Annotated in this window: 10 protein-coding genes; 5 read left to right on the forward strand and 5 right to left on the reverse strand. The window is 74.3% G+C overall.

Annotated features, from left to right (window positions below):
• Window positions 1–2: 2 nt before the first annotated feature.
• On the reverse strand, window positions 3–518 hold the full coding sequence (locus ABT006_RS22305; protein WP_350709378.1) for a MarR family winged helix-turn-helix transcriptional regulator: 516 nt from the start codon (window positions 516–518) through the stop codon (window positions 3–5).
• Window positions 519–684: 166 nt separating this feature from the next.
• Here ABT006_RS22305 and ABT006_RS22310 point away from each other — a divergent pair, with 166 nt between their 5' ends.
• Complete coding sequence (locus tag ABT006_RS22310; RefSeq protein WP_350709191.1) at window positions 685–2,802, forward strand: MMPL family transporter; 2,118 nt, start codon at window positions 685–687, stop codon at window positions 2,800–2,802.
• Between the two features lie 94 nt (window positions 2,803–2,896).
• Here the strand turns inward: ABT006_RS22310 and ABT006_RS22315 are convergent, their stop codons facing one another.
• Complete coding sequence (locus ABT006_RS22315; RefSeq protein WP_350709193.1) at window positions 2,897–4,294, reverse strand: DedA family protein; 1,398 nt, start codon at window positions 4,292–4,294, stop codon at window positions 2,897–2,899.
• 135 nt (window positions 4,295–4,429) lie between these two features.
• On the opposite strand from ABT006_RS22315, the gene typA reads away from it, so the two are divergent.
• Entirely contained in the window at window positions 4,430–6,298 is a 1,869-nt protein-coding gene (gene typA / locus ABT006_RS22320; protein WP_350709195.1) for a translational GTPase TypA, read from the forward strand.
• Window positions 6,299–6,371: 73 nt separating this feature from the next.
• Here typA and ABT006_RS22325 read toward each other — a convergent pair whose 3' ends face one another.
• Window positions 6,372–7,037, reverse strand: a complete 666-nt coding sequence (locus ABT006_RS22325; RefSeq protein WP_350709197.1) for a class I SAM-dependent methyltransferase — start codon at window positions 7,035–7,037, stop codon at window positions 6,372–6,374.
• A 65-nt stretch (window positions 7,038–7,102) separates the two neighbouring features.
• Here ABT006_RS22325 and ABT006_RS22330 point away from each other — a divergent pair, with 65 nt between their 5' ends.
• A complete protein-coding gene (locus tag ABT006_RS22330; protein WP_350709199.1) occupies window positions 7,103–7,963 on the forward strand; it encodes a serine hydrolase in 861 nt (286 codons plus the stop codon).
• 40 nt (window positions 7,964–8,003) lie between these two features.
• On the opposite strand, the gene ABT006_RS22335 is transcribed toward ABT006_RS22330, so the two are convergent.
• Window positions 8,004–8,801 carry a tyrosine-protein phosphatase gene (locus tag ABT006_RS22335; protein ID WP_350709200.1) on the reverse strand — a complete coding sequence of 266 codons (798 nt, stop codon included), beginning with the start codon at window positions 8,799–8,801 and terminating at the stop codon, window positions 8,004–8,006.
• A 205-nt stretch (window positions 8,802–9,006) separates the two neighbouring features.
• On the opposite strand from ABT006_RS22335, the gene ABT006_RS22340 reads away from it, so the two are divergent.
• Together ABT006_RS22340 and ABT006_RS22345 are read left to right on the forward strand one after the other, a co-directional pair.
• A complete protein-coding gene (locus ABT006_RS22340) occupies window positions 9,007–10,107 on the forward strand; it encodes a mandelate racemase/muconate lactonizing enzyme family protein (protein ID WP_350709202.1) in 1,101 nt (366 codons plus the stop codon).
• A gap of 50 nt (window positions 10,108–10,157) precedes the next feature.
• Entirely contained in the window at window positions 10,158–11,075 is a 918-nt protein-coding gene (locus ABT006_RS22345; RefSeq protein ID WP_350709203.1) for a C40 family peptidase, read from the forward strand.
• A gap of 63 nt (window positions 11,076–11,138) precedes the next feature.
• Here ABT006_RS22345 and ABT006_RS22350 read toward each other — a convergent pair whose 3' ends face one another.
• Entirely contained in the window at window positions 11,139–12,140 is a 1,002-nt protein-coding gene (locus ABT006_RS22350; protein WP_350709205.1) for a TerC family protein, read from the reverse strand.
• Window positions 12,141–12,456 lie beyond the last annotated feature (316 nt).

Consider the following 12,456-nt stretch of genomic DNA (forward strand, 5'->3'; position numbering starts at 1 on the left):
CGTCAGCCCTTCGCGCGCCGGGGCGGCTCGTCGCGGGCGGCCCGGACGGTGTCACGGTGCTCCCGCATCGAGGCGGTCATCGCGGCCATGAACCGGTGCACGACCTCCAGCTCGTCGTCGCCAAAGCCGGCCATCACCTCGTCGGTGCGCCGGCCCAGCGGGCGGAAGAAGTCCGTCGCCAGCGCCGCGCCCCGCTCGGCGTAGTGCAGGAAGACCTTGCGCCGGTCGGCGGTGTCGCGGTCGCGGCGGATGTGCCCGGCGCGCTCCAGCCGGTCGATCAGCGCGGTGACGGATCCGGAGGAGAGGCTGAGCTGCTCGCCGAGACGCCCGGGGGTGATCGGCTGGCCGGCCAGCTCGGCGTCCATCACCGCGATCAGCGCCTGCAGGTCGGTCGCGCCCAGCCCGTGCAGGTTGGCGAAGGCGTGCCCGACGTGCTGCGCGTCGACGGAGTAGCGGCGCAGCTCGGCCGCGATCTCGGCGACCAGCTTCTCGCGGCGGGTGTCGCGCCGCCGGTACATGCCGTGGCCTGTCACGTCCGCCGCTTCCTCCCGCCGCCGCTGCGGTTGCAGCATAACTCAGCGGCCGATAATCTCGATCATCGAGATACTCGGCGGTCGGCATACTTCCGTCAGCGGCGAGGTCTTGCGTCGAAGCAGTCCCGCCGAGAGACCGTGAGGGCATCCGATGTCTGTGTTCACCCACGTGGCCCGCGGACGACTGGCCGCGTGGCTCACCGTGGTCGCCGCGATCGTCCTCGGCACGGCCGTCCTCGGGCTGCCCAGGCCCGACAACCCGGCTCCCGTCTCGGCCACCGGCCTGTCCGTCCAGTGGCAGTCGACCCAGGTGGAGCGCCTCCAGGACCAGTTGCCCTCCCGCGACGTCCAGCCGGCGATCGTCGTGGTCAGCCGCGCCGACGGCGGGCCGCTCACCGAGGCCGACCGCGCGGCGCTCACCGGGCAGTCCGACGACCTCGGCCGGTTCGCCGCCGGCGGCCGCGTCGGCCCACCGCAGGTCTCCCCCGACGGCACCGTCGCGCTCGTCGCCGTGCCGCTGTCCACCGGCGGCGGGCAGGCGGAGGTCGCCGGCCGGGTCGACGCGCTCCGCGCCTCCCTGGACGACGTGCCCAGGGCACTCACCGTCGAGGTGACCGGCGGGCCCGCGTTCACCACCGACCTGACCAAGGTCTTCGACGGCGCCGACACCACGCTGCTCGTCGTCACCGCCTGCGTCGTCGCGCTGCTGCTGCTGATCACCTACCGCAGCCCGTTCCTGTGGATCGTGCCGCTCGTCGTCGTCGCGGCGACCGAGCAGGTCACGCTGCGCGCCCTCGACACGATCGTCCCGGCGGTCGGCATCAACCTGCCCGGCGGCGCCGTCACCGGCATCGCCAGCGTCCTCGTCTTCGGGGCCGCCACGGACTACGCGCTGCTGCTCATCGCCCGCTACCGGGAGGAGCTGCGCCGCGAGGAGGACCGCTTCGTGGCGATGCGCGCCGCGCTGCGCCGCACCGCCGAGCCCATCCTCGCCAGCGGCTTCACCGTCGTGCTCGGCGTGCTCACCCTGCTGCTGTCCGAGCAGGAGTTGAACCGCGCCCTCGCCGTGGCCTGCGCGACGGGCGTCGTCCTCGCCATGCTCTCCGCGCTGGTCGTCCTGCCCGCCGCACTGGTGATCTTCGGTCGTGGTCTGTTCTGGCCGTTCGCGCCCCGGGTCGGCGGCGCGGTCCGCGAGGGCCGGCTGTGGGGCCGCCTCGGCGCCGCCGTCGAACGCCGTCCGGTGCCGGTCGCCGTGCTCGCGGCGCTGCTGCTCGCGGGGCTCGCCCTCGGCGGGCTCGGCATCCGCACCGGCCTGCCCGAGACCGAGCAGTTCCGGGTCAAGCCCGAGGCGGTGGCCGGCGCGGAGACCCTCGCCCGCGCCTTCCCCGCCGGGACGACCCAGCCGGTCGCGGTCCTGACCACCCCCTCGGCGGTACGGGCCGTCACGGACGCCGCCGCGGCCGTGCCCGGCGTCGCCTCGGCGCGGCCCGGCGAGGCGGGCGCGCGGGTCGCCCAGGTCGACGTCGTCCTCGACGCGGAGCCCGGCACCGCCGCCTCCGACCGCACCGTCGAGGCGCTGCGCGACGCGGTCGCGGCCGTGCCCGACTCCGCCCCGCCCGCGGTGGAGGGCGCCGCCACGTTCGACGGGGCCGTCGTGGGCGGCCCGGTCGCCGCGACCTACGACTCGGGCGAGGCCGACGGCAAGGACCTGCGGCTCATCCTGCCGGTCATCCTGCTGCTCGTCGGCGCCGTGCTCGTGCTGCTCCTGCGCGGCCTGATCGCGCCGGTGCTGCTCGTGCTCACCGTGATCGCGTCGTTCTTCGCCAGCATCGGCGCGTCGTGGCTGATCTTCGACCACGTGCTCGGGTTCCCCGCGCTGGACAGCGGCGTGCTCCTGCTCGCCTTCGTGTTCCTGGTGGCGCTGGGCGTCGACTACAACATCTTCCTCGTCACCCGGGCCCGCGAGGACGCGCGGCGCACCGGCACCCGGGACGGCATGCTGTCGGCCCTGCGGGTCACCGGCGGTGTCATCACGAGCGCCGGCATCCTGCTCGCGGCGGTCTTCGCCGTGCTGGGCGTCCTGCCGCTGATCCTGCTGACCCAGATCGGGATCATCGTCTGCATCGGCGTCCTGCTGGACACCCTGCTCGTCCGGACGGTCCTGGTGCCGGCGCTGGCGTTCGCGCTCGGCGACCGCTTCTGGTGGCCGGGCCGGATCGCCCCCGAGCCCGCCACGGCCGACCCGGAGCCGGCGGCGGCCCGGGACTGACCGACACGATCGGGGCCGTGGCGCGACCTGGCCCGCCGGGTCGGGGTCACCCACTCGGCGACGGCACGGCCCCGGCAGGGGCTACGGAGCCGGGTCAGGCGTCGGCGCGCACCGCCGCCGGTTCCGGTTCCGCCGGGGCGTCGCCCACCGCCCGGTCGCGGGTGGCCCAGGCCACCACGAACAACACCGTCCACGCCACCCCGAGCAGCACCGCCGTGGCGCTGCCGCTGGCGGTGCTCCACCCCAGGTAGAGGCGGGCGCCGACGATGCCGACCATCCCGGCCGCCGCGCCGGTCCAGGCGGCCACCGCCACCGGCCAGCGCGCCCCGCGCGACAGCAGCCAGGCGAGGGTGCAGAGGCTGGCCGCCACCACGGCGTTCTGCGTCGGGAACAGGGCGGGATCCCGGCCCCCCGGGCCGCCGGTGGCCGGCCCCGTCAGGTCGACCACCACGGCGAGCACCACCAGCGGCACGAACGCCCCCACCGTGCCGACCACGCTGAGCAGGTCGGCCCGCCAGGGCCGGTTGCGCCAGGCCAGCACCGCGGCCACGACGGCCACCAGCACGATCAGCGCCGACCCGCGCAGCGCCGAGACGACCGCCAGCGTGACGTCGACCGCCCCCGGCGTACGCCGGTCGGCGAACCAGTCGGCGATGGCCCCGTCGATCACCGCCAGCCCGCTGTGCCGGACCACCGCCCCCAGCACCCAGGCGATGGCGAACCCCGCCACGAAGAGCAGCAGCAGCCCGCCGACCAGGTTGATCAGCAGCGTCCAGGCCGGCCCGACGTGCATGGCGAGCAGGAAGAACAGCACGCCGTAGCGGCCGCTGAGCCAGCGCACCGGCCGCAGCCCGGCGGCCCGGGACGCGAGCGCCCGCGCCGGGTCCGGGTTGCGGCCCAGCCACCGCCCCGCCAGCACCACCGCGACCAGCGCGGCCACCAGCACCAGCACGGCGCCGGTGGCCCGCCCCAGCAGCCGGGAGACCGTCTCGTACGACTCGCCGGCCAGGTTGCCGGCCAGCACCGAACCGCCCACCCAGGTCACCACGCCGGCGAGGTTCCACGGCGCGAACCGCCGGTACGGCATCCCCGCCGCGCCGGCCAGCCGGGGCACCAGGGTGCGGGCGAAGGCCACCCAGCGGGCGGTCAGCACGCCACGCCCGCCCAGCCGGCCCAGCATCGCGTCCGCCCGGCCCCACCGCTCGTGGCCCACCCGGGCCCCGAGCCGGCCGGCCCGCAGCCGGGGCCCGTACCGCCGGCCGGCACGGAACGCGAGTGTGTCCCCGATCACGGCTGCAAGGATCATCACCAGCAGGGCCGGCGCGAGCCGCAGCGTCCCCGCGTACGCTAGGAAACCGACCAGCAACAGGGTCGCCTCGCCCGGCACCAGCAGACCGAAGATCACGGCGGTCTCCCCCGCGACGATCATCGCGGCGATCACATAGATCAGCAGGGGCGGCAGGCCCTGCAGCCAGGTCAGCAGGTCGTGCATCGGGCCCCCATTCCCACGGGGGTCAGCATGCCAGGCGCTGAAACGGTCGGAACATCAGTTTCGGCAGAGATCCGGGCCATCTGGGGGGAGACCCCGACGCGTGCCCCGGCAACCGCAGACAGGAGTATGAAGCGTATGCAGCTTCGCACCGACCTCCGCAACGTCGCCATCATCGCCCACGTCGACCACGGCAAGACGACCCTGGTCGACGCCATGTTGCGGCAGGCCGGCGCCTACGGCGCCCGCGGCGAGGTAACCGAGCGGGTCATGGACTCGATGGACCTCGAACGGGAAAAGGGCATCACCATCCTGGCCAAGAACACCGGCGTGCGGTACATGCCGGCGGACGGCTCCGACCCGGTGACCATCAACATCATCGACACCCCCGGCCACGCCGACTTCGGCGGCGAGGTGGAGCGCGGCCTGACCATGGTCGACGGGGTGGTGCTGCTGGTGGACGCCAGTGAAGGCCCCCTGCCGCAGACCCGGTTCGTGCTCCGCAAGGCACTCAAGGCCCGCATGCCGATCATCCTCGTGATCAACAAGGTGGACCGTCCCGACGCCCGTATCAAGGAGGTCGTGGACGAGGCCTACGAACTCTTCCTCGACCTGGACGCCGACGAGGAGCAGATCGACTTCCCGATCGTCTACGCCTGCGCCCGCGACGGCATCGCCTCGCTGACCCAGCCCGCCGACGGCGCGGTCCCGGACGACAGCCACAACCTCGAGCCGCTGTTCCGCACCCTGCTCGACACCATCCCGCCGCCCGCGTACGAGGAGGACGCGCCGCTGCAGGCGCACGTCACGAACCTCGACGCGTCCCCGTTCCTCGGCCGCCTGGCGCTGTGCCGGGTGCGGCAGGGCACCATCCGCAAGGGCGAGACCGTGGCCTGGTGCCGCACCGACGGCAGCACCCAGCGGGTCCGCATCTCCGAGCTGCTGATGACCGAGGGCCTGGAGCGCAAGCCCGCCGACTCGGCCGGCCCGGGCGACATCATCGCGGTCGCCGGCATCCCCGAGATCATGATCGGTGAGACCCTGGCCGACGCGGAGAACCCGCAGCCCCTGCCGCTGATCACCGTCGACGAGCCGGCCATCTCGATGACCATCGGCACCAACACCTCGCCGCTGGTCGGCCGGGTCAAGGGCGCCAAGGTCACCGCCCGCATGGTCAAGGACCGGCTCGACAAGGAGCTGATCGGCAACGTGTCGCTGCGGGTGCTGCCCACCGAGCGCCCGGACGCCTGGGAGGTGCAGGGCCGCGGCGAGCTGGCCCTGGCCATCCTGGTCGAGCAGATGCGCCGCGAGTCCTACGAGCTGACCGTGGGCAAGCCGCAGGTCGTCACCAGGGAGATCGACGGTAAGACCTGCGAGCCGGTCGAGCGGCTCACCATCGACGCCCCCGAGGAGTACCTCGGCGCGATCACCCAGCTCCTCGCGACCCGCAAGGGCCGGATGGAGCAGCTGGTCAACCACGGCACCGGCTGGATCCGGATGGAGTGGCTGGTCCCGGCCCGCGGCCTGATCGGCTTCCGCACCGAGTTCCTCACCGAGACCCGGGGCACCGGCATCCTGCACCACGTGTTCGAGTCGTACGAGCCGTGGGTCGGCGAGCTGCGCACCCGCAACAACGGCTCGCTGGTCGCCGACCGCTCGGGCGCGGTCACCGCGTTCGCGATGACCAACCTCCAAGAGCGCGGCCAGCTCTTCGTCGAGCCCGGCACCGAGGTGTACGAGGGCATGATCGTCGGGGAGAACTCCCGCTCCGACGACATGGACGTCAACATCACCAAGGAGAAGAAGCTGACCAACATGCGCTCCTCCACGGCCGACGAGACCGAGAAGCTGATCCCGCCGCGCAAGCTGTCGCTGGAGCAGGCCCTCGAGTTCTGCCGCGAGGACGAGTGCGTCGAGGTCACCCCGGCCGCCGTCCGGATCCGCAAGGTGGTGCTCGACCAGACCGCCCGCGGCCGGGCCGCCGCCCGCCGCAAGCACGCCGGCTGACGTACGACCGCAGCCGCCCCGGAGCCCGGACCGCCCCACGCGGTCCGGGCTCCGCCCGTCTGCGACGCCCGGGTCAGGCGGGGCGGGTGGCGAGGAAGGCGAAGAGGTCGGGCACCGGGCCGGGGCCGGACTCGGCCGTGCGGACCAGGGTCAGGCCGGCGTCGGTGACCGCGTTGAGCAGGTCGGCCAGCGGGACGTGCCACGCGCCCACACGCACCCGCACCCCGTGCGGCGTCCACGCCCGGAAGCTGCGCTCCCGGTCGGCGTAGCCGCCGTCGACCACGATCCGCTCCGGGTCGGCGCGGTCGGCGAACGCGCCGACGAAACACGGGTGCACTCCGACGTGGACGAACCGCCCGCCGGGCGCGAGCACCCGGGCCGCCTCGGCGAGCACCGCCGCGTAGTCGGGCACGTCGGTGTGGGCGAGCACGCACGCCACGGCCGGCACCGAGCCGTCGGCGACCGGCAGCGCCGCCGCGTCGGCGCGGGCCACCGGCAGGCGCGGCCGGGCGTGCCGCAACTGCCCGCCCGACAGGTCGACCCCCACCGGGTGCCACCCCAGCCGGCGCAGCTCCGCCGCCTGCAGGCCCGAGCCGCAGCACAGGTCGAGGCAGCGGCCGGCGCCGGCGCCGAGCAGGTCGCGCAACCGGCCGCGGACCCGGGTCATGTAGTCGCTGGACGTGTCGGCGGCGAACGCCTCGTACCAGTCGGCGTGCGCGTCGTAGGCGGCAACCGTCATTCCCGCACGGTACGACGCATCGCCCCGTTCCGCCGTCCCGCCGGTGATCCGCTACGGTCTGCCGCATGACCTGGGACGAGCTCGACGCCCACCTGGACGGGGTGCCCGGCACCGTGTCGGCGTACGTGGGGCGGCCCGGCGCCGACCCCGCCTGGACCCGGCACGCCGACGCCACCCACTACGCGGCCAGCACCATGAAGGCGGCGGTGCTCGTCGCGCTGCACCGGGCCGCCGAGGCCGGCGCCCTCGACCTGGACGCCCCGGTGCCGGTGCGCAACGAGTTCGACTCGGCGCTGCCCGGCGCGCCCCGGTTCTCCTGCGCCCGCCACTACGACAACGACGAGGCCGTCTGGGAGCGGGTCGGCGACAGCGCGCCGCTGCGCTGGCTCGCCCACCGGATGATCGTCCGCTCCAGCAACCTCGCCACCAACATCGTCATCGGCCACGTCGGCCTGCCGGCGGTGGCGCAGGTCTGGGCGCTTGCCGGGGCCCGGCACAGCGTCACCGGGCGGGGCATCGAGGACTTCGCGGCCCGCGAGGCGGGCATCACCAACCTGGTCACCGCCGCCGACCTGGCCGCCCTGCTCGGCGCGCTGGCCACCGGGGCGGACACCCCGGGTCCGCTCGCCTCGCCGGCCGGCTGCGCCGCCATGCTCGACGTGCTGTTCGCCCAGGAGCACCGCGAGGACCTCGCCGCCGGGCTGCCCGAGGGCACCCGCATCGCGCACAAGAACGGCTGGGTGCACGGCGTGCGGCACGGCGCCGGGGTGGTGTTCCCCGGCGACGCGCCGGCGTACGCGGTCGTCGCCTGCACCACCACCGACCTCGCCGACGGCGGCCCCGACGGCGACGAGGCGGAGGACGACGCCTGCCGGCTGATCGCCGGGATCTCCGCCGCCGCCTGGGCCGCCCGACACGACCTGTGACGGCCGGTCGGCCCGCCGGGGCCGGCGCCGCGCAGTGCCGTCACTCCAGCAGGTGCGCCCGCAGCGCCGCCACGACGTCGTCGGTGATCCCGAGTCCGTCACGCAGGTACGCCCCGAACGAGCCGTGCACCCGGCGCACCTCCCCGTACGCGGCGTCGAGGTACTCCTCGCGCACCTCCAGCACCGGCCGGACCGCCCCGACGTCCAGCCCCGGCTGCCGCCGGCGCATCGCCTCCAGGAGGACCTCCCGCAGGCTCTCGGTCAGCGCGTTGTTCGCCAGGTAGTCCGCCCGGATCGCGGCCTCGTCCACGCCGAGCGCGCTGAGCAGCAGCACCGTCAACCAGCCGGTGCGGTCCTTGCCCGCCGAACAGTGGTAGACCAGCGGCAGGTTCCGCGCCTCCGCGGCCAGCCGCACCGCCGCGCCGAAGCTCTCCCGCGCCGACGCCCCCGTGACGAACCAGCGGTAGATCGCCGCCATCGCCGCCGGGGTGCCCTGCTCGGCCAGGGCCGCGTACGCGCCCAGGTCGTGCCCGAGCAGCACCGCCGAGACGTAGGTGAAGACGGGGTGTTCGGCGTCGTGCACCGGCAGGTGCACCACGGTCGGCTCACCCGGCAGCCGGTCCGGCGGGGCGACCACGATCTCCGAGCGGTCCCGCAGGTCGACCACGCAGGCCGGGCCGAGCCTCGCCAGCACCGGTAGGTCCTCGTCGGCCAGCCGGCCCAGCGCCGGGGTGCGGATCAGCACGCCCGGCCGCACCCGCCGGCCGTCCACGCCGACCAGCCCGCCGAGGTCCCGGGCGTTCGGCGCGCCCACCAGATCCCAGTTCCGCTCGCTCATGCCGGCACTCCGCTCCCCTCCGTGCCGCCATGAGGCACCACCGCACCACGCCCCACGATTCGCTCGTTCCGCTCGCTCATGCCGGCACTCCGCTCCGCTCCGTGCCGACATGAGGCACCACCGCACCACGCCCCACGATTCGCTCGCTCCGCTCGCTCATGCCGGCCTCCCCTTCGCCCGTGCGTGTCCGTATAGGGTGCCGGACATGACGATCGCCGCGGTGCGCACCCACCGGCTCTCCGCTCCCCTGCACACCCCGTTCGTCACCGCGCTGCGCCGCACCACCACCGTGGAGACCCTGGTGGTGGAGGTCGTCGACGCCGACGGCCGCTCCGGCTACGGCGAGGCGCCGCAGGTGTGGCAGGTGACCGGGGCGTCGGTGGCCGGCTCCGAGGCGTGCGTCCGCGACCTGCTCGGCCCGGCGCTCACCGGGCGAGACGCCGACGATCTGGTGGCCCGCTGCACCGAGGTGCAACGGGCGGTCGCCGGCAACGAGGCGGCGAAGGCGGCCGTCGACGTCGCCCTGCACGACCTGGCGGCTCGGCGGCTCGGCGTACCGCTGGTGCGGCTGCTCGGCGGCACGGGCCTGCGGGTCCCCACGGACGTCACGCTCGCCGCCGGCGAGGCGGTGGACCTCGCGGCGGCGGCCCGGCAGCGGCGGGCGGAGGGCTTCGGCGTGCTCAAGATGAAGGTGGGCACCGACGCGGCCGGCGACCTGGAGCGGGTCCGCGCCGTGCGGGCGGCCGTCGGTCCGGACGTGCGGATCCGGCTCGACGCCAACCAGGGCTGGACCCCGCGCGAGGCGGTCCGGGTGATCCGCGGCGTCGAGGACGCGGGGCTGGACGTGGAACTGGTCGAGCAGCCGGTCCCGCGCTGGGACCTCGACGGGCTGGCCTGGGTCAGCGACCGGGTGGACGTGCCGGTCCTCGCCGACGAGTCGGTCTTCGGCGTCCGCGACCTGGTCGAGGTGATCCGCCGCCGGGCCGCCGACATGGTCAACGTCAAGCTCGCCAAGTGCGGCGGCCTGCACCCCGCCCGGACCCTGCTCGACCTGGCCGCCGCGCACGGCCTCGGCACCGTCGTCGGGTCGATGATGGAGAGCGAGGTGGGCATCGGCGCCGCCGCCAGCCTGGTCGCCGCCTACGGCACCACGGCCGTCGCCGACCTGGACGCCGCCTGGTGGCTGGCCTGGTCGCCGGTGCGGGGCGGCCTCCGGTACGACGGCGCGACCGTCGTGCTGCCGGACGCGCCGGGCCTCGGCGTGACCTCCGTGACTGAAGCAAAGATGCAGACTCGTGATTGCTGACTGGCGGAAACTTTCATAGGGTCGCGGGAACGATCGAGCTGGGGGTGGACGTGGAGCTGCAACCGGGCCGGGAGGCCGTGGTCCGGGTCGCCGTCGCGACCCTCTGGACCTCTCCCGAGGCGGTACGACCCGTCGACGGTCCCGCCCTGGCCGCGCGCACCGACATCGCGGCCTGGATCTCCGGGTTGGACACCGACCAGCAGGTCGGCGACTGCGTGCTGAGCCAACTGCTGCTCGGCGAGCGGGTGCTCGTCACCGACGTGCGCCCGGACGGCTGGGCGCACGTGGTGGCCGTCGAGCAGTCGGCCCCCGGGCTGCACCCGCGCGGCTACCCCGGCTGGCTCCCCGCCGAGCAGCTCGCCCCGGGCGCGGGCCCCGCCGACGCCGAGGCGCTCGTGGTCGACGCCACCGTCACCGCCCTGCGTACCGCCCCGGGCGGGGCCGAGGTCGTGCCCGGGGTGGTCCTCGGCACCCGGCTGGCCCCGGCCGGCCCGGCGGCCGACGGCTGGCGCCCCGTGCACGCGCCCGGGCACGCCGACCCGCTCTGGCTGCCCGCCGCCCACGCCGTGCCGGTGCCCACCACGCCCCCGTCGGCCGGGGAGGTGCTGGCCGTCGCCCAGCGGCTGCTCGACGTCGTCTACATCTGGGGCGGCGTGTCCGCGTACGGCATCGACTGCTCCGGCCTGGTCCACCTGGCCTGGCGGCGGCTCGGCGTGCTGCTGCCGCGCGACGCCGACGACCAGGCCGCGGCGACCACGCCGGTGCCGCTGGGCACGGAACGCCCCGGCGACCTCTACTTCTTCGCCCGGCCCGGCCGGAAGATCCACCACATCGGCATCGTCACCGCCGACCCCCGTCCCGGCGACGACCGGCGGATGCTGCACGCCTGCTACCTCCAGCGTCGGGTGCTGGAGGAGCGGCTGCCGGCCGAACGCACCGCCACCCTGGTCGGCGCGCACCGGGTCTGACCCGCGTACGGCACGAGGGGGCGCTCCCGGTCCGGGAGCGCCCCCTCGTCGCGCGGGTACGCCTCAGCGGCGGGCGTCGGACAGCAGGCGGCGCCGGTCGCGGGAGGACTTGACCAGGCTGGCGACGGTCGCCACGGCGAGGGTGCCGAGGATGACGACAAGCGAGAGCCAGATCGGGATGTGCGGGGCCCAGGAGACGTGCTGCCCACCGTTGACGAACGGCAGGTTGTTGCCGGCCAGGGCCTCCAGCACCAGCTTGACGCCGATGAAGCCGAGCACCACGGCCAGGCCGTGGGTCAGGTAGATCAGCCGGTCCAGCAGGCCGCCGAGCAGGAAGTAGAGCTGCCGGAGCCCCATCAGCGCGAAGACGTTCGCGGTGAAGACCAGGTACGGCTCCTGGGTGATACCGAAGATCGCCGGGATCGAGTCGATCGCGAAGATCAGGTCGGTGGTGCCGATGGCGATCATGACGATCAGCATCGGGGTGAAGATCCGCTTGCCCTTCGGCGAGTGGGTGGTCAGCTTGGCGCCGTCGTAGTCCTTCGAGATCGGCAGCGCCCTGCGGCTCCACCGGATCAGCACGTTCTCGTTGAACTCGTCCTCGTCCGGCTCGCCCTGCCGGGCCAGGTTGATCGCGGTGTAGATCAGGAACGCCCCGAAGATGTAGAACACCCAGGAGAACTGGGAGATCAGGGCCGCGCCGGCGGCGATGAACCCACCCCGCATGACCAGCGCCAGCACGATGCCGATGAGCAGCACCTTCTGCTGGTACTGCCGGGGCACCCCGAACCGCGCCATGATGATCACGAAGACGAAGAGGTTGTCGACCGAGAGGCTGTACTCGGTCAGCCAGCCGGTGTAGAACTGCCCGGCCGCGCTCGCCCCGGAGGCCAGCCAGACGCCGGCGCCGAAGATCAGAGCCAGGCCCACGTAGAAGCCGACCCACAGGCTCGACTCACGCACACTCGGCTCGTGGGGGCGCCGACCGATGATCAGCAGATCCACGAGGAGGACCGCGGTCAGTACGACGAGGGTCCCCGCCCAGACCAGTCCGGACACGTCCAAGGTTCATTCCTCCGGCAGACACGCAACGACGGGCACACCGTACGCCCTCGGTGGGCGCGGTGTGCCGGTGACGCTGACTCTGGTGACTGTCGGAGGTCTCTTCCGTCACCGTCCTGCGGGCGGTGACCGACGGGGCCGGGTCGCGCACCGGGGACCGACGCTCGACCGTGCTGACGACTCCGTCACGGGGGAATACTCCCCTCCTCGTCCGCCATTCTTGCCCACCGCGCCCAGTCACCGCACCCCGGGCTGCCCGTGTCTTCGCCCACCGTCGGCCGCCGACCCTCCCGGTGAGGCTGAGCGCACTGCGCGTAGA

The organism is Micromonospora sp. NPDC002717 (assembly GCF_040295705.1).
Lineage (GTDB): Bacteria > Actinomycetota > Actinomycetes > Mycobacteriales > Micromonosporaceae > Micromonospora.

Excerpts from the sequence above, each read along its gene's own strand:
- ABT006_RS22305 (WP_350709378.1), bottom strand. The coding sequence starts at position 518 with ATGTACCGGCGGCGCGACACCCGCCGCGAGAAGCTGGTCGCCGAGATC.
- ABT006_RS22310 (WP_350709191.1), top strand. The coding sequence starts at position 685 with ATGTCTGTGTTCACCCACGTGGCCCGCGGACGACTGGCCGCGTGGCTC.
- ABT006_RS22315 (WP_350709193.1), bottom strand. The coding sequence starts at position 4,294 with ATGCACGACCTGCTGACCTGGCTGCAGGGCCTGCCGCCCCTGCTGATC.
- typA (WP_350709195.1), top strand. The coding sequence starts at position 4,430 with ATGCAGCTTCGCACCGACCTCCGCAACGTCGCCATCATCGCCCACGTC.
- ABT006_RS22325 (WP_350709197.1), bottom strand. The coding sequence starts at position 7,037 with ATGACGGTTGCCGCCTACGACGCGCACGCCGACTGGTACGAGGCGTTC.
- ABT006_RS22330 (WP_350709199.1), top strand. The coding sequence starts at position 7,103 with ATGACCTGGGACGAGCTCGACGCCCACCTGGACGGGGTGCCCGGCACC.
- ABT006_RS22335 (WP_350709200.1), bottom strand. The coding sequence starts at position 8,801 with ATGAGCGAGCGGAACTGGGATCTGGTGGGCGCGCCGAACGCCCGGGAC.
- ABT006_RS22340 (WP_350709202.1), top strand. The coding sequence starts at position 9,007 with ATGACGATCGCCGCGGTGCGCACCCACCGGCTCTCCGCTCCCCTGCAC.